Origin of the sequence: Winogradskyella sp. (assembly GCF_028282165.1) — a bacterium.
Taxonomy (GTDB): Bacteria; Bacteroidota; Bacteroidia; order Flavobacteriales; family Flavobacteriaceae; genus Winogradskyella.
The window spans coordinates 98,232-119,429 of sequence record NZ_JANQIM010000003.1; the positions used below are offsets into that span (position 1 = coordinate 98,232).

At 34.7% G+C, this 21,198-nt stretch carries 19 protein-coding genes and 1 tRNA gene; 10 read left to right on the plus strand and 10 right to left on the minus strand.

Annotation, left to right across the window (positions count from 1 at the left end):
- The first annotated feature begins 31 nt into the window (after nucleotides 1-31).
- Complete coding sequence (locus Q0972_RS00915; RefSeq protein ID WP_299361410.1) at nucleotides 32-2,062, plus strand: ComEC/Rec2 family competence protein; 2,031 nt, start codon at nucleotides 32-34, stop codon at nucleotides 2,060-2,062.
- Nucleotides 2,063-2,067: 5 nt separating this feature from the next.
- On the opposite strand, the gene Q0972_RS00920 is transcribed toward Q0972_RS00915, so the two are convergent.
- From Q0972_RS00920 to Q0972_RS00930, 3 genes are all read right to left on the minus strand, one after another.
- Nucleotides 2,068-2,637, minus strand: coding sequence for a thioredoxin fold domain-containing protein (locus tag Q0972_RS00920; RefSeq protein ID WP_299361413.1), 570 nt, complete (start codon nucleotides 2,635-2,637; stop codon nucleotides 2,068-2,070).
- Nucleotides 2,638-2,755: 118 nt separating this feature from the next.
- On the minus strand, nucleotides 2,756-4,246 hold the full coding sequence (locus Q0972_RS00925; RefSeq protein ID WP_299361415.1) for a peptide MFS transporter: 1,491 nt from the start codon (nucleotides 4,244-4,246) through the stop codon (nucleotides 2,756-2,758).
- Nucleotides 4,247-4,285: 39 nt separating this feature from the next.
- Complete coding sequence (locus tag Q0972_RS00930) at nucleotides 4,286-6,511, minus strand: S9 family peptidase (RefSeq protein ID WP_299361657.1); 2,226 nt, start codon at nucleotides 6,509-6,511, stop codon at nucleotides 4,286-4,288.
- Between the two features lie 155 nt (nucleotides 6,512-6,666).
- On the opposite strand from Q0972_RS00930, the gene Q0972_RS00935 reads away from it, so the two are divergent.
- Nucleotides 6,667-7,971, plus strand: coding sequence for a hydroxymethylglutaryl-CoA reductase, degradative (locus Q0972_RS00935; RefSeq protein ID WP_299361418.1), 1,305 nt, complete (start codon nucleotides 6,667-6,669; stop codon nucleotides 7,969-7,971).
- Between the two features lie 41 nt (nucleotides 7,972-8,012).
- Nucleotides 8,013-9,002, plus strand: a complete 990-nt coding sequence (locus Q0972_RS00940) for a GYDIA family GHMP kinase (RefSeq protein WP_299361421.1) — start codon at nucleotides 8,013-8,015, stop codon at nucleotides 9,000-9,002.
- Nucleotides 9,003-9,062: 60 nt separating this feature from the next.
- Here Q0972_RS00940 and Q0972_RS00945 read toward each other — a convergent pair whose 3' ends face one another.
- The 7 genes from Q0972_RS00945 to Q0972_RS00975 form a co-directional block, all read right to left on the minus strand.
- Nucleotides 9,063-11,207 (minus strand): SurA N-terminal domain-containing protein, encoded by a 2,145-nt coding sequence (locus Q0972_RS00945; RefSeq protein WP_299361423.1) that lies wholly within the window; start codon nucleotides 11,205-11,207, stop codon nucleotides 9,063-9,065.
- Nucleotides 11,208-11,299: 92 nt separating this feature from the next.
- Nucleotides 11,300-12,589, minus strand: a complete 1,290-nt coding sequence (locus Q0972_RS00950; RefSeq protein WP_299361426.1) for a hemolysin family protein — start codon at nucleotides 12,587-12,589, stop codon at nucleotides 11,300-11,302.
- Nucleotides 12,590-12,592: 3 nt separating this feature from the next.
- Nucleotides 12,593-12,784 (minus strand): hypothetical protein, encoded by a 192-nt coding sequence (locus Q0972_RS00955; protein WP_299361428.1) that lies wholly within the window; start codon nucleotides 12,782-12,784, stop codon nucleotides 12,593-12,595.
- Nucleotides 12,785-12,821: 37 nt separating this feature from the next.
- Nucleotides 12,822-13,388 carry an LPS export ABC transporter periplasmic protein LptC gene (lptC, locus tag Q0972_RS00960; protein ID WP_299361430.1) on the minus strand — a complete coding sequence of 189 codons (567 nt, stop codon included), beginning with the start codon at nucleotides 13,386-13,388 and terminating at the stop codon, nucleotides 12,822-12,824.
- Nucleotides 13,388-14,752, minus strand: a complete 1,365-nt coding sequence (locus Q0972_RS00965; RefSeq protein WP_299361432.1) for a hypothetical protein — start codon at nucleotides 14,750-14,752, stop codon at nucleotides 13,388-13,390. The genes lptC and Q0972_RS00965 overlap by 1 nt, the downstream gene beginning before the upstream one ends.
- A 16-nt stretch (nucleotides 14,753-14,768) precedes the next feature.
- Nucleotides 14,769-16,085 (minus strand): hypothetical protein, encoded by a 1,317-nt coding sequence (locus tag Q0972_RS00970; protein WP_299361434.1) that lies wholly within the window; start codon nucleotides 16,083-16,085, stop codon nucleotides 14,769-14,771.
- Nucleotides 16,085-16,813 (minus strand): type III pantothenate kinase, encoded by a 729-nt coding sequence (locus Q0972_RS00975; RefSeq protein WP_299361436.1) that lies wholly within the window; start codon nucleotides 16,811-16,813, stop codon nucleotides 16,085-16,087. The genes Q0972_RS00970 and Q0972_RS00975 overlap by 1 nt, the downstream gene beginning before the upstream one ends.
- 136 nt (nucleotides 16,814-16,949) lie before the next feature.
- On the opposite strand from Q0972_RS00975, the gene Q0972_RS00980 reads away from it, so the two are divergent.
- From Q0972_RS00980 to Q0972_RS01010, 7 genes are all read left to right on the plus strand, one after another.
- Nucleotides 16,950-17,022: transfer RNA gene (locus tag Q0972_RS00980), tRNA-Phe, on the plus strand.
- Between the two features lie 467 nt (nucleotides 17,023-17,489).
- Nucleotides 17,490-18,317 carry a hypothetical protein gene (locus Q0972_RS00985; protein WP_299361438.1) on the plus strand — a complete coding sequence of 276 codons (828 nt, stop codon included), beginning with the start codon at nucleotides 17,490-17,492 and terminating at the stop codon, nucleotides 18,315-18,317.
- 56 nt (nucleotides 18,318-18,373) lie between these two features.
- A complete protein-coding gene (locus Q0972_RS00990; RefSeq protein WP_299361440.1) occupies nucleotides 18,374-18,919 on the plus strand; it encodes a GNAT family N-acetyltransferase in 546 nt (181 codons plus the stop codon).
- Between the two features lie 312 nt (nucleotides 18,920-19,231).
- The gene (locus Q0972_RS00995) at nucleotides 19,232-19,453 is read left to right on the plus strand and encodes a helix-turn-helix transcriptional regulator (protein WP_299361443.1); all 222 of its coding nucleotides are present in this window, start codon (nucleotides 19,232-19,234) and stop codon (nucleotides 19,451-19,453) included.
- On the plus strand, nucleotides 19,440-19,772 hold the full coding sequence (locus Q0972_RS01000) for a HipA N-terminal domain-containing protein (RefSeq protein WP_299361444.1): 333 nt from the start codon (nucleotides 19,440-19,442) through the stop codon (nucleotides 19,770-19,772). Before Q0972_RS00995 ends, Q0972_RS01000 begins: the two co-directional genes overlap by 14 nt.
- Entirely contained in the window at nucleotides 19,765-20,733 is a 969-nt protein-coding gene (locus Q0972_RS01005; RefSeq protein ID WP_299361447.1) for a HipA domain-containing protein, read from the plus strand. Before Q0972_RS01000 ends, Q0972_RS01005 begins: the two co-directional genes overlap by 8 nt.
- Nucleotides 20,730-21,149, plus strand: coding sequence for a contact-dependent growth inhibition system immunity protein (locus Q0972_RS01010; protein ID WP_299361450.1), 420 nt, complete (start codon nucleotides 20,730-20,732; stop codon nucleotides 21,147-21,149). The genes Q0972_RS01005 and Q0972_RS01010 overlap by 4 nt, the downstream gene beginning before the upstream one ends.
- Nucleotides 21,150-21,198: the final 49 nt, after the last annotated feature.

Here is a 21,198-nt window from a genome sequence, read left to right on the forward strand (position 1 = left end):
ATTTTTTTACTATATTTAGTGGCCCAAATCCATGAAGCTACTAAATTTTGTTATCATAAGGTTAACCCTCTGCCTCGTCATTGGTATTATAATCGCTCATTATCTTGAGCTCAATGATAGAATTGTATGCTATATTACCATTGGATTAGTCATAATAACAAGCACATACTGGTTAACTCTTCAGCGAAAGATAAATCGTACACCTTACTTCTCCTTACTGGTTTATGCTTCTATGGCTGCCATAGGAATTAACACTTACAATATACATGATGAAAAATTAAGCCCTCTACACTACACGAATACTAATTTCAGTAAATCACCTAACTCCATAACCTTTAAAATAAAAGAACGTTTAAAACCAGATATTTATAATGACAAGTATATTGTTTCTATAATATCACTAAACCAAAGAAAAGTATCAGGAAAGCTGCTTGTTAAAATTAAACGCGATTCAACAGATAGGACACTTCCTGTTGATGCCATACTTTTTACGTCTACTGAATTGCAAAACATTCAAACTCCTTTAAATCCCTATCAATTTGATTATAGTAAATATCTTGAATTGAAGCAGGTCTACCATCAATTATACATAAGCCAAAATCAAATACTGATCTTATCAGATAAAGTCACATCGGTCTATGGATTTGCAGATCAACTAAGAGCAACTATAAATGAAAAACTTATAAACGTTGGTTTTGACCATAACGTGTTAAGTATTATTAACGCTTTGCTTTTAGGGCAACGCCAAACCATAGATAAGCACCTATACAACAACTATGTAAACTCTGGAACTATTCATATTCTTGCCGTTTCTGGATTACATGTTGGCATTCTATTGCTAATCCTTAATTTTCTTTTACGTCCGCTCCTTTATTTCAAACATGGAAATGTTTTAAGGCCTTTAGTTATAGTCATTCTCCTTTGGTTATTTGCAGTTATAGCTGGTTTATCACCTTCAGTTACCAGAGCAGTCACTATGTTTAGTATTATAAGCATTGCTATGCATTTAAAACGTCCAACTAATATTTACAATACACTGGCGATTTCAGCATTTCTAATACTCCTCATTAAACCTACATATTTATTCGAGGTTGGTTTTCAGATGAGCTATTTAGCTGTTTTGGGCATTGTTAGTTTCCAACCCATATGTTATGCCCTTTTTAAACCGAGATATTGGATTTTAGATCAACCTTGGCAAATCTTTACGGTAACCTTAGCGGCTCAAATAGGTGTAGCGCCAATTAGCTTATTCTACTTTCATCAATTTCCTGGATTGTTTTTTATATCGAATTTAGTAGTCATTCCCTTTTTGGGCTTGATTATTGGTTTTGGACTGCTAGTTATTATTCTCGCCATATTTGATTTACTTCCTGAATTTCTTGTGACTACTTATAGCTTTATAATTGAGAGCTTGAATCATTTCATCGCTTGGATAGCCCAATTTGAGGATTTCCTGTTTCGCGATATTCCTTTCACCACGATTCAAGTTATTTTTTCGTACTCTATAGCTCTTGCTTTCCTCCAAGCTTATAAAGCAAAAACCTTTAAATGGATAGCACTATTCTTAATTGGTATCATTGGCTTTCAATGTACTTTTATTTACAACGATATCAATAATCAAAACGACGCTTTTATTGTCTTCAATAAAAGTCGTTACTCTATGATTGGTCTGAAGCAAAAAGATAAACTGATCATACATCAAAATCTAAACGCTCAAAAATTGGAAGTTGATAATATTATTAGAAATTACAAAGTTGGCAAAATGATAGATACAGTAGTAGTCGATAGTATACAACATGTTTATCGATTCAATAATAAGACCATATTAGTTGTTGATAGCTTAGGCCTATACCGGGTCTTGAGTTTTAAACCAGATTTCATTCTACTCCGCAATTCACCAAGGATAAATCTCAACCGTCTTATTGACAGTCTTAACCCAAAAGAGATTATAGCTGATGCCAGTAACTATAAAACTTATGTTAAGCGTTGGAGAGTTGCTTGTAAGCATAAAAAAATCCCTTTCCATTACACTAATGAAAAGGGAGCCTTTATTTTGCGTTGACACTTTTATTCCTTAAATGTTGGTTTAAAGGATTTGTAATATTCATTAAACTTCTCTTGTGTATCCATATCCTTATACTTATTAGTTTTAAAGAGCTTTAAGTACAATTCGATTTGCTGTGGTTTTAGATAGCCAGATATTGGAGTGATATAGTTGGCTTCCTCATCAAAAAACACCATGGTCGGATAGGCTCTTACCTTAAGGAATCTTGTAAATTCATGAGCGCTATTGCGTCTTTTGGCTTTTGCTGGGTCATAATCTGGATTGCTGAACGTTTTATCCTTATAGGTTAAGGAATCGTTACCTTCGGCATTGAATTTAACTGCATAGTAGTGCTCATTGACATAGTCTACGACATCTTCGTTATGGAATGTATGCTTATCGAGCATTTTACAAGGGCCACACCAATTGGTATACACATCCATGATGATCTTTTTGGGTTCTTTTTTTTGAAGTTCAATTGCTTCCTCTAGCGTTACCCAATTAATTTTCTTTTCGGATACTTCTATAGGTTTTTGAAACGATATTAGCGTTCCAAAAGCTAAAAAAGCGACTAGTATTTTTATTTTTTTCATGTCTGATTTGTTGCAAATGGTACACCGAACTTACAAAAAATGCTCCTATTACAGAGCATTTTCAGTTATTTTTAACGCCTAAGTCGTTATTTTCTCAAAGTTAATGACTTTTTTACTGCTATTCTACACCGTGCATTAATTTCTTAAGCGGTTTGTTAAAGAGTGTAATTAACACAGCTATTCCTATAAGAACAAAACCTATCGTTGAAAACACTGATGTATACTTATCTAATCCTTCAGCAACGGTTAGTGCTTCTCCAGAATCCCCATGACCTCCTGTGAGTGACGCAATTTTACCACCTACATAATTGGCAATAGCGAAGCTTAAAAACCATGCACCCATCGCTGTTCCTGCAATATGCTTTGGAGACAACTTGGTTACCATTGATAATCCGATCGGAGATAAGAACAGCTCACCTGTAGTATGTAATAAATACAAGAAGAATAAAGTTAATAACGGTACTTGGTAAGAGTCATTAACGAATTGTAATCCCACTAAAGTGACTAAGAATCCTAGCGCTAACTGAAAAATCCCTAAAGCAAATTTCATTGGAATACTTGGGTTTTTGCCTCTTTCGGACAACTTAACCCACATTACAGAAAAGATTGAACCAAATACAATGATAAAGAAGGGATTAAAAAACTGTGTCATAGAAGCTGGCATAGTCCAACCTAGTATATCTCTATCTACATTTCTATCGGCAAACAGCGTTAGTGATGTGCCTGCCTGCTCAAAACATGCCCAAAAAGAGATATTGATTACCATAAAAATCAATAAGGCAATCATTCTATCTCTCCAAACTTTCACATTATCAGCTTTATCTGCATCCATCCCTGCTTTAATAAGTACAAAAGAAATGAATACAAATAGACCAAGAAGAATGTAATCCATCCAAGTATTCTGCATAATCAGAAAATAGGCTATTGGGATTAAAAATAATGACAGTAGAGTTACCAACGTCGCTTTATTCATTCCAGCAAACACTTTCTGTCTACCTTCCTCAGTGATTCCCAATCCAGGTGCTGCCGCATAATTATGTCTTCCAAACCAAAAAATTAATAATCCTAGTATCATACCTATACCTGCCAAGCCAAAACCGTACTTAAATCCGTAAGTTTCCCCAACATATGCCACAACAGTTGTTGCTAAGAGGGCTCCGATATTAATGCCTATGTAGAATATTGTAAAACCTGAATCTCGTCTTGGATCTCCATCTTCATATAATTTCCCAACAATGGTAGAGATGTTAGCTTTAAAGTAACCATTCCCTATGATTAAAGTTCCCATACCGATTAACAAGAACTGTTCGGTGCCTCCAAGAATTAAAAACTCACCTATCGCCATTAAAACTGCACCTAGAAGAACAGCATTACGATACCCAAGGTATTTGTCGGCCAATTTTCCACCTAATATCGGTGCAGCATAAACAAGTCCTGTGTACGCACCGTAAATAAGGGCTGCATCAGCATCGCCTTTCATAAGCGACTTTACTAAATATAAAGTTAATAGCACACGCATACCATAATAACAGAAACGTTCCCACATTTCTGAGAAAAATAGCGTCATGAGCCCTTGAGGATGTCCTTTGAGTGTTTTCTTTTCAGTCATAATAGAATATTTATTTTTATTAGTTAGTTTTAATTGATTTTAGCCCTTTACTTTTGAAGATAGCTGATTTTTTTCCTGAGATTTTTCAATCTTATCGCCTAAGGTTCTATTAATGAAATTGGTCATCTTTTTATAGAGATGTAACCTTGTATTTCCACCATAAATTCCATGGTTCTTATCGGGATAAATCATCCATTCAAACTGCTTATCCGCTTGTACCAGTGCCTCTACCATACGCATGGTATTTTGCAAGTGTACATTGTCGTCACCAGACCCATGAATCAACAAGAAATCTCCCTTTAATTTATCAACATGGTTTATTGGTGAATTTTCATCATAACCACTCGGATTTTCTTGTGGCGTTGTCATATAGCGCTCAGTATAAATCGTATCATAAAACCTCCAACTGGTGACTGGAGCTACTGCAATTGCCATTTTAAACACATCATTTCCTTTAAACAGGGCATTACTACTCATGAAACCTCCATAACTCCAACCCCAAATTCCTATACGGGATTCATCAATATATGATAATGCGCCTAACTTTTTGGCCGCGGCAATTTGGTCTTCTACTTCATACTTCCCTAATTCATTTTGTGTTACTTTTTTAAAGTCAGCCCCTTTATAACCTGTACCTCTTCCATCGACACAAACCACAATATAACCTTGCTGTGCCAACATTTGATACCAATAATCATTTACGCCATTCCAACGATTGGCTACAGATTGTGATCCGGGACCAGAATACTGATACATAAATAATGGATACTCTTTACTTCCATCAAAATCTGCTGGCTTAATCATCCACATATTCAAATCATTACCATTGACATTTATAGTACTAAATTCTTTTTTAGAAGTGACATAGCTGCCCACTTTTTGGGCAAGTTGGTCATTATCTTTAATCCCCTTTATGAGATTCCCGCTCTTAGCACTATTTAAGGTATACTCGGGTGGTGTTGTGGCACTAGAATGTGTATTGATAAAATACGTGAAATCTGCACTGAAGGAAGCACTATTTGTACCATCCATTTTTGATAGCCTTTTCTTATTCTTACCATTCAGTTTAATGGAATACACATCTCTATTAATTGATCCATTCTCCACAGATTGATAGTAAATGGTATTTTCTTTTTCATTAAATCCATAATAATTGGTCACCTCCCATTCACCATTGGTCACTTGATTAATGAGTTCACCATTCTTTGAATAGTGGTAGATGTGGTTAAATCCATCTTTCTCACTAGTCCAAATAAAGCTATTATCTTTTAAAAAAGTTAAGTCGAATGTTACATCAATATAAGCCTTATCTTTTTCAGCTAAAACCAGATTTGAAGTCATGGATTTTGCATCAATCATCCAAAGGTCGAGTTCATTCTGATGACGATTCATAAATTGGGCACTGAGTATATTGGCATCATTGGTCCATTGTATTCTTGGAATATAAAAATCCTGATAGGCCTTATCCACTTTAATTTCCTGAAGTTTTTCCGAATTCAAATCATATAAATGCAACGATACTTCCGAATTCGCTTCACCAGCTTTGGGATATTTAAATGCTTGTTGTGTCTGGTATAAACCAGAACCAAAAACATCCATAGAAAACTCAGGAACATTGGTTTCGTCGAAACGGATAAATGCAATTAAGTTACTGTCAGCATTCCAATCGAATGCCCTAACAAAACTAAACTCTTCTTCATAAACCCAATCCGTAATTCCGTTTATAATACTATTCTTTTCTCCATCAAAAGTGACCTGCTTCACTTTACCTGAACTCAAATCCTTGACGTAGAGGTTATTCTCAAAACCATAAGCGATTTTAGCACCATCTGGTGATAAGGTTGGTTCTTGGACTAAATCGTCAGAAACTTTAGTTAGCTTCTTGTTTTCTATATCGTACACATAGTATTCACCCAATCTAGAGCGTCTGTAAACAGGAATTTCGTTTGTGGTTAATATCACTTTAGATTCATCATTACTAAAGGCATAATCAAAAAAACCTTGAATTTCCGCAATGTCTGCAGAGGATACCAAGGTTTTTACTTTCTCTAGGGTTTTATAATCGTAAATATCAATCGAAGATGTCCTATTTTGGGAATCAAAATTTAAAACCGAATACTGCTTCCCATTCTTCATGGAATGTAAGGCCTGCATTCCTTCGGTTCTAAAAGCGCCACTCCAAATTTCTTCGAGCGTTATTGGTTTATTTTGACAATAAATTAAAGATGTGGTTAAAAAACCAATAATTGCAATGAAGAATCTCATTCTCACGTCTTTCATAGTTTAATAAAGCAATGCCAAGTTTACTAAAAATTATGCAAAAAATAGCTAATATTAACAGTAAATCGGCAATAATAGCGGTTTATACACATATTTTATGCCTTTCCTAAGTATCTTTGCTTTTTAAAACTAATTAATTTATGCCAAACGCTATTTCTGGCTTTTCTAAACTCTCAAAATCCGAAAAGATTGAATGGCTCCTAGACACTTATTTTTCTGATAAAGAAGCTGCTAGGATGCTCGTAAAACAGTACTGGAATACGGACGAAAAACTTCAGAAGTTACATGATGAGTTTATAGAAAACACAATTACCAATTATTATTTACCATTAGGTGTAGCACCAAATTTTTTGATAAATAATAAACTCTTTACGGTGCCCATGGCCATTGAAGAAAGTTCGGTAGTTGCTGCAGCTAGTAAAGCTGCAAAGTTTTGGTTAGATCGTGGTGGTTTTAAGACTGAGGTTATTTCAACTGAAAAGATTGGTCAAGTTCATTTTATCTACGATGGGAATTTTGAAGAACTTCAATCTTTTTTTGAAATCGTAAAACCTAAATTAGTCTTGGCCACTTCGGGTATTACCAAAAATATGGAGCGCAGAGGTGGTGGCATTTTAGATATTGAATTAAGGGATAAATCACAAGACTTAAACCATTACTATCAACTGCACGCTACCTTTGAAACACTTGACGCTATGGGTGCGAATTTTATCAACTCATGCTTAGAGGAATTTGCAAAAACCCTCAAAAATGAAGCTAAAGACAGATTAAGTGGCGATTTAGAAATTGTGATGAGTATTTTATCTAACTATGTCCCTAATTGTTTGGTAAAGGCTGAAGTCTCTTGCCCAATTCCTGAATTAAAAAGTAAGGATATTTCCAATCCAGAACTCTTCGCCAAAAAATTTAAGCAAGCCATTACTATTGCTGAGGTTGAACCTTACAGAGCTGTAACACACAACAAAGGTATAATGAACGGCATTGATGCCGTAGTCTTAGCTACTGGAAATGATTTTAGAGCTGTTGAAGCAGGGGTACATGCCTATGCCTCGAGACATGGAAAGTATTCAAGCTTAACCCATTGTTCGATTGAAGATGGTCTTTTTAAATTCTGGATTGAAATTCCTTTGGCCTTGGGCACTGTAGGTGGTCTCACAAGTTTACATCCATTGGTTAAATTTTCTCTTGAAATGTTGGAAAACCCTTCAGCCAGAGATCTGATGCAAATTGTAGCCGTGGCTGGTCTAGCTCAAAATTTTGCAGCTGTAAAATCATTAACCACAACAGGGATTCAAGAAGGTCATATGAAAATGCACCTTATGAATATCCTTAATCAATTTGAAGCTACTCCCGAAGAAAAATCAATGTTGATGGAACAGTTTAAGACCAATATAGTGACGCATAATGCTGTTGTTGAAGCGATTGAAAATTTAAGAAACAACTAATTTTTTTGGTGCTGAGTATAAAATCAACCCATAACTAACAAATGCACTCTATAACTAAGAATTCTCCAAAAGTATACAGAAGCAACGGCAAACTGTTAATCACTGGCGAATATGCAGTATTAGATGGTGCCTTGGCGTTGGCAATTCCCACTAAATATGGACAAAGCTTAACTGTTGAAGAAAACGATTCTGATACCATTATTTGGAAAAGCTTTGATAAAAATGGCGAGATTTGGTTTGATGATGCTCTAATTATTGAGGATGGTGGGATTCAGAAACACACATCAACTACACTTCGACAAGCTCAGTGTGGCACGCTCAGTACAAAAGTTCAGAATGACAGTTCAATTACAGATCGGTTAATCCAAATTCTTAAAGCCGCAAAGGAATTGAATCCAGAGTTTTTAAACTCAACCCAAGGTTATACGGTTACAACGCATCTGGACTTTAACAGAAAATGGGGGTTGGGGACCTCATCTACTCTAATCAATAACGTAGCGAATTGGGCCAAAGTTGATGCCTATAGGCTTTTGGCTAAAACTTTTGGTGGAAGTGGTTATGATATTGCCTGTGCTCAGAATAATTCACCTATAACGTATCAACGTATCAATCCACAAAAACGAATTATTAAAGAAGTTTCCTTTAATCCTGTTTTTAAATCGCATTTGTATTTTGTTTACCTCAACCAAAAACAAAACAGTAGAGATGGAATTAAGACTTACAAAGCACTTGGAAAACTTGATGCTTCAACAATAAATAAAATCAATCAACTAACAGCATCAATTATGGCTTCCTCTTCACTTGCAGACTTTGAAGATCTTATCATTGAACACGAAAGCTTAATTTCCAATTTAATTCAACAACGCCCTATAAAATCTAAACTGTTTAGTGATTTTAATGGAGCCATTAAAAGCTTAGGCGCTTGGGGAGGCGATTTTGTTTTGGTTACTTCATGTACTGACCCTACCACCTATTTTAAATCGAAAGGTTTTGAAACCATTATCCCTTATGCAGAAATGGCATTAAACTAAATAAGGCTCTGCATTTCTGCAAAGCCTTAATATAGTAAACTTATGGGGTTAAGTCAATTCTTAGTAAACGGTCTTAGCTCTGTTATCTTCAATATCTGCTGCATCCTCTAAAGCTTTGTACACTTTACTCTGTACAGAATTTCTAAGCGTATTATTCAACCTATTGACGATAGACGTGTAATTATCTAACTCCGTTGCATCCGTAACCTTAGTCACTTCTATAACATAGACACCTTTTTCACCATCTATTGGTTCTGAAACTTTACCTTGGGCTAGGCCAAATGCCGCTCCAATAACCTTTGGTTCTGTACCAGCACCAGCAAGTGTTGTATTTTTTAAAGTTAGGGCGGCTGCGGTTCTGGGGCTTTGACCTTGATTTTTGGCAATATCTTCTATAGTAGTTGCCGTAATCTTTTCGCGAATCATTTTGGCTTTCTTTTCCTTTCTAATTTCTGGTAATGCAGTAATGGAAGCATCCTCAACACTCATTAATCCCTCTTCATTTTTTTCTACTAATTTAGCTACTATGAATCCAAAACCAGAAATTGGGAAATTTTTGTAATCACCGACATCGGTACCTCCTTCAAAAGCCCAACGCACCACTTGTCTCTGACTTCCTAAACCAGGAATGTTTTCGTCTAGTTCCTTGAATGTAATGGGTTTAACGGTAAGTTCACGTTCTTTGGCCAATTCTTGAAAATCTCCGTCTTTAGCAGCAATTTCAAACTTAGACATTTTATTAAACACATCCTGTAATGTCTGTTCTGATGGCTCTATCTTTCTCGCTAATGTTCCTATTTTGTATGCATCATTAGTACTTTTTTGCTCTAAAATTTCAATAACATGGTAACCAAAAGAGGTACCTACCACATCAACATCACCAACTTTATTTTCGAAAGAAAAAGCTTTAAATTCTGGAGCCATCCCTGCGTTATATGCAAACTCTAGTTCACCATCGTTTTCGTTACTTACCTTATCCGAGGATAAGTCTAATAAATCCATGAATTTTGTACCGCTCTTTATTTTAGCTAAAATACTATCCGCTGTCGTCTTAGCTTCTTCTGGTGTTTTTGTTACAGAGGCATCTGCTCTCTGCCCCCCTGCATATGGTATTAGAATGTGTCTTACATTAACAGTATCTGGCATCTGCTCTACAGCTATCATTTTTGAGAGTTTATAATACTCGCCATCCTTGTAAGGACCATAATACTCACCAACTTTTAACTTTGTTAAGCTATCCTTGGCAGCAGCTGGTAGTTGGGCCATTCTTAAAAATGAATCGTCGTATTTGATATCTGAATTTGAGTTTATAAACTCTTCAATATCCTTAACCGAATCAAAACCAGGAATAGTATCAGTATTTCCACTACTATCATTGTATTCAGCCCTGTCACTTTTTAAATCTAAAAGCTCTGCTTTTATAGCATCTTCATCCGCAACTGAAGCTTCTTCTTTAAACTCTACGTAAACCACTTCTCTGTTAGCATCAGCCTTAAACTTATCTTCATGATCTTTCATGTAGGCCTTAACATCAGACTTAGTTACTTCTATTATACTATCTGCGATAGTGGTATAAGGTATCTGTACAAAACGAATATCTACATTTTTAGCGTCTGAATAGTACTCATTTTTTGCCTCGGCTATTGTAGTACCAACACCTGCTTTTATTAAGTTGTAATAGGATTGTTGAATGGCATTAGAAGCAATAGTTTGCTCGTTATTGGCCCAACTATCATAATTAACCAAGAAATTTCCAAGAGGTGCTGCCTCGCCGTCGAGATCTTTTAAGTTAGCTATAAATGCATTTAGACGGTTTACATCAAAGTTGCCATTTTCATCTTGGAACTCTGGATACGACTGAAAGCTATTTTTAAGGAGGTCGCGCATTTCGTCTTTCTCAACGGATAGCCCTAAAGTTTTGTATTCATCTTCCATGATTATTTTACGAAGCTCTTGGTTGTAGATCGCATTCATGGCCTGAGTAGATGAAATTCTCCCTCCTGCTCTATCTTGATAATTTTTTACTTTTTGTTGAAAATCATTTCTTTCAATGTCCTTTCCATTAACAGTAGCGACTACACCCTGAGTATCTGAAAACGCATTGGGATTATCAATTACACCTTGAATTACAAAAGCAAATAATGCCAATGCAATAACCAATATTAGGATGAGTGAACGTTGTCTAATCTTATTTAAAATTGCCATAGTCTATCATTTGATGTAAATAAGTTCGCGAAAATAGTGTTTTCTACTAAATTATAAAAGCGGAAATCTAGTTTTTACAAGCTATTTGGGTATTAATCCAGCTCTAGTATTTTTAGTTGTACAATATCTATTTTTGTAGATGATACTTCTTCTACCGTGAACTTAAAATTTTCTATAAGAATAGCTTCATTTTCTTCAGGAATTCCTTCGGTTTTGTTTACAATTAAACCGCCTAAAGTTTCATAGGTTTCACTTTCCGGAAGGTTTAATTTATAAGTCTCATTAATATAATCTACTTCTAATCTTGCAGAGAATCTATAGGTGTTTTCGTCTATTTGTTCTTCTGTCATTTCTAGCGTGTCGTGCTCATCCTCAATTTCACCAAAGAGTTCTTCTATAATATCTTCAACAGACATAATCCCTGAGGTACCACCATATTCATCTATAACTACAGCAATACTTTGGCGTTTTTTGGTCAGGATATTAAGCACATCCTTAATGAGTATCGTCTCTGGGACAAAACTCACAGGAATTATTACCGACTTGATATTTTTTGGTTTTTTAAAAAGTTCGAATGAATGTACATAACCCAAAATATCATCGATAGTATCCTTATAGACCAGAATTTTGGTTCGTCCGGTTTCGATAAACAATTGCCTTAGATTTTCTATGGACTCTGAGATATCTACAGCGGTAATTTCGGTTCTAGGCACCATAACTTCCCTTGCCTTAACGTCGGAAAATTCAAGTGCATTCTGAAATATTTGAATTTCACTATCCACTTCCTCATGATCTTCAAAAGACTCCATTTGCTCACTGATATAATTACCAAGTTCAACCTTTGTCATGGCTAGCGCCACATCTTCACCTTTAGCTTTAAAGACGTATTTTAAAACCGTATCCGAAATCCAAAGTACAAAATCCGAAATCCAAGTGAATACCAGATAAAATATGTAAGTAGGCAGTGCTAATATTTTGAGCAAGGTATTGGCATAAATTTGAAAAAATACCTTAGGCAAAAACTCGGCTGTAATAAGTATCACCAACGTAGAAATGACTGTTTTAGTCAACAATTGAAAATCCGTAAGCAAATAGGTTAATGTTGCATTATCAGAAGGCAACATAGACTGAAACCACGTTACCAGAACATCACCCATTTTAAGCCCATAAATGACTAAGGCAATATTATTGCCAATAAGCATAGTGGCTATATATTTGGAGGGCTTTGCCGTTAACTTTGTCAGTATTCTACCCAAAAAGCCTTCTTGCTTTTTTTCTAGTTCTATATGAATCTTGTTAGAAGACACATAGGCGATTTCCATCCCTGAAAAAAAAGCTGAAAGGATAAGTGTGACAATAATAATGACTATATCAACAGCCATAGACTATTCTTTATTTCTGTCCTGAAATTTTTTGGCGAATCGCTTTCTAAAAAAGAACATAAATAAGGCAAGTGCTACAAAGAATAAAGACATGTAGGATCTGCTTCTGTCTACAGACCAATTGGATATAGCATCCCAAAGAAATAAAACCGCGAAGACGATATATGCGTACTGAAAGAATTTTAAGATTTTCATCCGTTAGTTAATGAATGTATTAATGGTACAAAGATAGTTAATTATCGAGTTCGAAGTCCCCACCCATTTCCAACATCTGGAAATTCTTGAAGTCCTTATCAGAATCAAAACCAACACCGTGGAGTGGCCCTGCCGCTCTTTTAAATACCCAAGGTTGGTTAGTAAATACCCATTCTAACTTTTCATTATAATACAACTGACTTGTCGATAAAACCTCTCCACTATGCGTTGTTATGGTTACCTTATCTCTTAAATCTATTATATCTGTATCTCTATAAAATATGGCATAGCGCGATGTAATAGTCGTCATTTTACCTTCTTCATCGTACACTTTTAGTAGTATACCTTTTGGAAATTCTGAAAAAGAAAAATCCCTGTTAGAATAGTCTAGCATTTTGGGACTAATGAGATTAGCTTTTAAATGAACCGAATCCTCAATAAGCTCCGTGTATCTTAAATCTATTTGCTCTGCTTCACCTATAGGTTGATTTTGTAGAACGCCTATTTTTTGAACATCACTAAAATTGTTTTCACATGAAAAAAACATAGTCACAGCAAATGCTGTGACTATGTTCCTTGTTATATGCAAATGTTTAATTACCATTAAATATTTGGCACTGTAATAGTGCGTTGTATCCAGCACCCAATTTTAAGTGACTGCCCTGCATTTCCTTTTGTAAAAATATCTGATTTAGATGGCGCACTAGCTCTGTAGCTAGCTGCAGTTTTATTTGCTATAGATCTTAAGCGACCATCTACTCTACCTGCCTTTTCTGCTGTACTAGCTGCTAACCAAAATACAGCTCTTTTGTCAAAGTTATCTTTACCGCAGTTATTTGCACTACTCTTATACATAGCTGCAATCGATAAATATGGTGACCCATCCGAAGGATTCAGCTTTACAGACTCCATATAATATTGTCTGGCTTTACCATAACTTCCCTTGCTTTTTAAATCCTGAGCCAATTTTTTGTATAACTTGGCCTTCTTTAAAGGATCTGGTTGCAATTCTAAAGATTGATCGAAATATTTTTGCTCTCCTGTTAATAGGTATAAATAATAAGATGTATCTGCCGTTGGTTCTATATTATTTTTTTGCTCTACTAACTTCAAGAATAATGGATCTTCCTTACATCCTTTAGCGTACATACGGTTCATTGCTCTCTGTAACCAAATACCATCATTTTTCTTATCCTCAAAACTCTTTTGATATAATGGCACTAAAACTTCACAGGTAGCTCTATCTCCTAATTTTTTATCCATACTTGGAATAATCTTAGTTTCAAAAGCATCAATGTAAGACTCATAACTGCTTTTACGCTTAGCATCTTTTTTGCTTAAAGTTCCCCCAGCTTCTTCTTTTGCGGCATATTTGTTAAGCTTTACAGTATTGCTCTCAATAATCCCTTCGATAATTTCAATAACGTCATCGTACTTATCGAACATCTGTTGTGCTGGCATCTTACCTCCATCAAATAAATCTACAGCTAACGAAAAATACGTGTAAAGTGCTTTTGGGTTTGTAAAGTTTTTAGCATCCTTAGTATATGCTTCGTCAAACATACTATAAAGCTGTTGATCATCTTTTCCTAATTCCTTTTTGTATTTGTAGGCCAAGTTGGCTTTATCTTCTAATACCTCACCAAGATCATATTTAGATTTGAAATTTTCTCTACTTTGATCATGCAGCAACATTAGGTCATTAATATGTGCTACTTGTTCTGCACCGGTAGAATTCTCGATCTTATGTGTTAGTATTTTTTCTCCATGGGCATAAATAGCTCTATTAAACCTTGGGCATTTGTTGCGCACAATTTTCCATGGCTCGTATGCATCATCATATTTTTTACTCTTTACGTAACTATCAAAAATTGATAGATTATTCATACATTCTTCATCTTGCTGTGCAAAACTAATGTTGAATCCTACAAAAAGAGCTGCTAAAAATATTGTTATTTTCGTCTTCATTTTGTTATAATTATTGTTAGTTGTACTTCTTTTGTCTAAACCATCTAGAGCTCAAAGATAAGCTTAAGTTAAGGTTTATAAAACTCTCTTTAATTAAGTTTTCGTTAGTTGTTCCTCGTTGCCCATATTCTATTCCTATATTGGCGTTTGAAAATAAGCTTCGATTCCCAACTGGTAAACCTAATCCAAAAGATATGCCAAACTCATTAATAGGCTCATCTTTTATTACCAAACCTGTGTTTGAAAAGTTAAATCCTGCTCTATAAACCACTCGTTTAAAATAACCAGAAAAGGCATTATAACTAGGGATATAAAACCCTCCTAAAGAAAACTGGGACGAATTTTCATATGTTGTAACTGCATTTGTATAAAGTGGATTAGAAAAATTGCTTGTGTTTTGCAAAGTATATTCAGCTCCGACAAACCAAGACATGGGTTTTCCTACTCCAGCACCAAACGAAAATCGCGATGGCAATGTTAATTTGGTATTTTTTAAATTTTGACCCTCAAGGTCAGCATCGAATGTATTTACCGTCGCCTCAACATCAGTTATAGTATTAATCACTATTGTAGAAAACGAGCGTATATTATCTGAAGACAATTCACTTTCTGGTGCATACGTTGCAGTTGCCGAGAGCTCTAAACTTTCGGAAATCATCATTTTATAGGCTAGACCAAAATTTAAACTTAAGCCACTTAGGTCTGATCGATTATCTTCCCTCGTTTGAAATTCTACGAGTTCGCCTTCATTATATTGAAACGCAATGGCAGAATTCTGTATATTTCCAAAGTTATAATTAATATCTACACCAGCACTAAGCCTATCAGTAATCTGATATCCGAAACCTGCAAACACTCTGTTTACACCTCCCTCACCTCTAAAACGGTTAATAATATCCTGATCGTCATTAATATCGTCTAATCTGTAGCCTACAGAAGTATATGGCAGCAAGCCAAAACCAAAACCAAATTTACCAACTGGAACCGATAAGGCAATATAATCGAATGTTGTACTATTGGTTTCGGCTTCACCAGAATTTCCGTTAAGTGTGGCATTAGACATAGTGCCTGCTACGGCAAACTTAACTGGCCTACTCTCATTATCAAATGGCATGGCCTCAATATTTTTACCAACATAAGCTGCCGGATTTCTTAAATTGATATGTATACTGTCTAGATAAACACCCATGCCTCCCATACTACGGTTTTCTACGGTGCCTCTAAATTTAAGACTCCCTATTCCATAAAAAGAATATGGTGAAGCTGTACCTTGTTGTGCAAAAACGTTAGAACTTATTATTGCAATAAAAACTACAATGAGTCTCTTTATCATTATTTTGAATTAAAATCTAGAATGAAATTCAAACCTTCTAATAGAAAATTTGAGTTCGCAAATATGCTATTTTTTAATTGGTTTGACAAAAAATTGGCATCACCACCTGTTAAAATAACTGTTAAATCTTGGTGTTTCTGTTTATAATGGTCAATAACGCCATCAATTTCTTTAACAACTCCTATAACGACACCAGAATGGATGGACGATTCTGTAGAGTCACCAATAATTGTCTTTGGCTGGTCTTTCTCTAATAACGGAAGGTTTGCCGTTAAATTATGGAGCGCTTCATATCTTAATCGTATTCCTGGTGAAATAGCACCTCCTAGATACTCATTTTTATATGTTACAAAGTCGTATGTAACACAAGTACCAGCATCTATAATCAATACATTGTTATCTGGGAATTGACTCACCGAAGCACTGGCAAGCGCCATACGGTCAACCCCTAAAGTCTCTGGTGTTTTATATAGATTTTTAAATGGGAGCTTTGTATTATGATTTAGTTCTAGTACTTCTAGATCATCATCAATAAGTTCAATTTGCTTCTCAGACAAATACCCAACCGAAGAGATAATCGAGGCCTTTAATTTTGGAAAATCCCGTCGTAGTATTTTGTAATGCTTTTTAAACGCCTTGAGTTCAAAACTGGCTTTATGTATAAGTTCATTATCCTTAAAAACAGCAAACTTTACAAAGGTATTTCCAACGTCTACAATAAGGTTCATAAGTTGTTCTATTGGGCAAATTTATAAAATCAAATTTTACAAATTTCTTTTTGGTAATACTAAAAATGAATTTATATTTGCATCCGCCTTTGCAATAGTATTGCTGTTGGCAGAAAATTTGCTTAATTAAGCAGCTGGTGCCTTAGCTCAGTTGGTAGAGCAAAGGACTGAAAATCCTTGTGTCCCTGGTTCGATTCCTGGAGGCACCACTTTAAAACCTTGTAGACATTAGATTTACAAGGTTTTTTAGTTTTTAAAGGTACAATAAGGGACAACATCAACAAGCCATAGTTTCAAGTGAAGTCAAAGGTTAAGAAAACTGAAAGGCAATCTTCTGGATACCGTTTTACAACCAAAAGTTTAACGAAAAAGAGAACGAGAAACTTATGTTATACCCAAAATTTTAAGCAATAACAGGTATCTTTGTTAAGATACAACCCGTTGCCATTAATTTAACATAACATTGAGAATACACTTTTACATATTGATTGTTTTATGCTTCAGTTGCAATAATGTCAAACAAAATAAAACGTCTAACTACACAAAAGACAAAGTAGTTGAATCTATTAAAGTGAAGCAACTCAACAAAGAGTTCGTTGACTCTCTATATCTAATTACAGAGTGTGATACTATCAACCTAGAGTTATTAGAAATTTCCAGAAAAAGAAAAGATCTATTGACATTTCAAAATCAAACCTACGTTTATTGTAGTCCATCAACAGAGAGTAAAGTTATTGATTCATTACCTCCTAACTTAGCAGTAGAAAGCTGGAAACCAATAGTACGTTCATATAAACCAAAAGATATTGAACGAGATGGGAAAACTGCAACAATCAACAAAGCAAAAGAAAATTGGTATGAGATAGTTAATAATGGTCAAAAAGGATACCTTTTTGAAAAAGGCTTAGCTATAAAAAAGCTGAAAAACAATATTTTGTTTGGAGAAAAACCAAACAAATACAAATACCAAATATTAAGTTTTAATGACAAAGACAATAGTATAGTGATGGACTCAATGGAATTGAATAGAAATCACGGGTACAATATTGAATGGCTTAATTACAATGGACTTACATTTTGCAAAGGCGTAGTAAGATATCACGATTTTAGACAGTCTTGTCCTGGAACTAGTACAACTACATTTATTTCGGTTGACAATGAAGGAAATTTAAAAACGATTACTTTTTCATATTCAGGTGAGACTTCAAATTCAACAATATATTTCCCCTTAAAATTTGAAAGCGGAAAAACATTATTGGTTGCGGATGGTAACGTTAATGGGATTTTCAATTATTATTCTGGTGAGCTAAACACCTTTGACTATACTAAAGAATTCAATATACCCCCCATAAATGAACTGATTGTAGAAATCAAGCGAGAATATTCTGGAACACTTGAAATACCTGAGGAAGCTACAGAAATTGCGAGAGACACAATATATTATCGCTGGAATGGAATAGAACTAAATAAAATAAAAACTACTGGCTATAATGGCTATAAATAATTACTACTGTTTATAGCCAAGACTGTTACGCCAATTAAAACAATCATTCGGAATAGATGAACCAATTACCACAGATTGAAACGGAAAGACTAATTCTAAGCGAATTAAAATCAGAATATATCGAAGACATAGTAAAATACGCTTCTAATAAAAACATATCAGACTATACACTAAATCTTCCACATCCCTATTCTGAGAAAGATGCAATTTATTGGATTAATCTTGCACACCAAGGATTGAAATCTGGAACAAATTACATTTTTGCAATCCGATTAAAAAATGAAAATAAATTTGTTGGAGGAATTGGCCTGACTGTAGAAAAAAGGTTTAATCGTGCTGAAATTGGATATTGGATTGCAGAACCATTTTGGCGCAAAGGTATAGCTACAGAAGCGACAAAGGCAATGATTGAATTTGGATTTAACGCACTTAAACTAAATAAGCTTACATCATCACATTTAGCAAAAAACCCAGCATCTGGAAAGGTGATGCAAAACAGCGGAATGACCAAAGAGGGCGAATTGAAAGCGCACATTTTGAAGAAAACGGAATACCACGACCTAATTCTTTATGGAATAACGAAAAAACAAAGTGGAAAATAACAGAGCTCAATAAGGTTTATAATTTCATGCAGCTTTGCTGGTTAATAGAACGAACTATTCCTACTTTTAAATACTGATTTCTAATAGAATCATCCTATGGACAATTCTACATAAACTCTAACCAAAACTATTACAACCCATTACTAGTTGAGTTTTATTTTGAGAATTATTATACCCGAAAGGGCGTTTTCTCCATTAAAATATCTATTTTATACCCGAACGGGTATATTATTCAGCTTAATTATATAAATTATACCCGAAAGGGTGTATTATTAATAAGATTTCATATATTTGTACCCGAAAGGGTATAATATGGAACAATTAAAATTAAATGAATTCGTTCGCACAAAAAGGAAGTCATTAAAAATGACACAAAAGGAAATGTCCGAAAAATCCGGTGTCGGTATAAGGTTCATAAGGGAACTTGAAAAAGGAAAACAAACCCTAAAAATGGATAAAATAAACCAAGTGCTAAGTCTTTTTGGATATGAATTAGGACCTATACCAATAAACAGAGGAAATGAAGAAAGCTAAAATCTATATGCACGATAATTGGGCTGGAACGCTCATAGAAGATGAAGACGGATTTCATTACACATATGAAGCAGACTATTTAGATATGGAAAATCCAGAACCTATAAGTCTAACACTCCCAATTAGTCAAAACAAGTATTCGAGTAAAATTTTATTTCCCTTTTTCGACGGTTTAATCCCAGAAGGGTGGTTATTGGACATCGCAGAAAAGAATTGGAAATTAAACCTAAGGGACAGAATGAGTATTTTATTAGTGACCTGTAAAGATTGTATCGGAGCTGTCTCCGTTGAACCTATTGAATCTGAAGATAATGGTTAAATGTTTGTATTGCTATAAGGAAATAAATGATGATGAATTCAAAACGTATGGATTTCATAAAGCCTGTAGTCGAAAATTTTTTGGCAAAAACACGCCACCACTATTAGATTATACGCAAGATGAAATGCTAATGCTAGCCGAACGGGTTGTTAAAAGCCAAAGAACCGTAACTGGTGTACAACCAAAGCTCTCATTAAATAGAAAAAAAATGACTGGAAACTCGGCAACAGAGCGATTTACTATCGTTGGCCTTTGGGGTAAATTTATATTAAAACCTCAAACACAACTGTATGAGCAACTCCCAGAAATTGAGGATTTAACCATGCAATTGGCAGCGTCATCAAAAATAAAAACTGTAGAACACTCGCTTATTAGATTAAAGTCGGGACAATTAGCCTATATCACAAAACGAATCGATAGACCTAAAGACAGAAAACTCCATATGGAAGACATGTGCCAGTTAACCGAACGCCTAACCGAGCACAAATACAAAGGGTCTTATGAACAAATTGCAAAAACCATAAAAGCATTTTCCGCCAATCCAGGATTTGATGTTGTAAATTTCTATGAACTGGTCCTATTCTGTTTTTTAACCGGAAACAATGACATGCACCTTAAAAACTTCTCATTATTAAAGGATGTGTCATTGAACTATAACCTCTGTCCTGCTTACGATTTAGTAGCCTCCGAACTTGTGGTAGAAGGTGATGATGAAGAATTAGCCCTTAATCTCAACGGTAAGAAGAAGAGATTGAAAAGACAGGATTTCTTCATTGCCATGAAGACAAGCGGAATGAACGAAAAATCAATTGAAAATGTTTTTAATAAATTTCAAAAACAACGGAGCAAATGGTATGGCTTAATCGATTCAAGTTTTTTAACAGACGAATTTAAAGAAAACTATCGGAATTTGATAGATAGAAAATTTGAGCAATTAGAATTTGAAAAAAAATTGAAATGAAAACTAATTCAAAATCAATAGAACAATTAGAAAACGATTATTGGAAAGATGAAATTATATTTCCATCTAATCTTGTAATTAACTGTCACAAATACAGAAAAATTTCAATTAAGAACTTAACAACCGAACAATTACGACTTCTAATTTCTCAAAAAATCGGAATTGAATATCTGGCCGAAATCGCTATCGAAAAACTGGAATTGAATATTTTGGCGGAAGGTGACCTTTATGAAGGTGATTTATTAGAAGCTGTTTTAGACTTACCGACTGAGTTTTGGAATGAAAAACCAGTAGAATTTCAGACTTTCCAAAACTTGATAAAACGGAATTCCGAGCTTATAAAAACTGAACTTGGAGAAAAGAAATCTGATCGAATTAATGAAAAAATAAAAACCAGTGCACAACAATGCCTATAAGTAATGCCATTAAAGTGATAAAAACAAAAAGATTATTCTGCCAAATCAA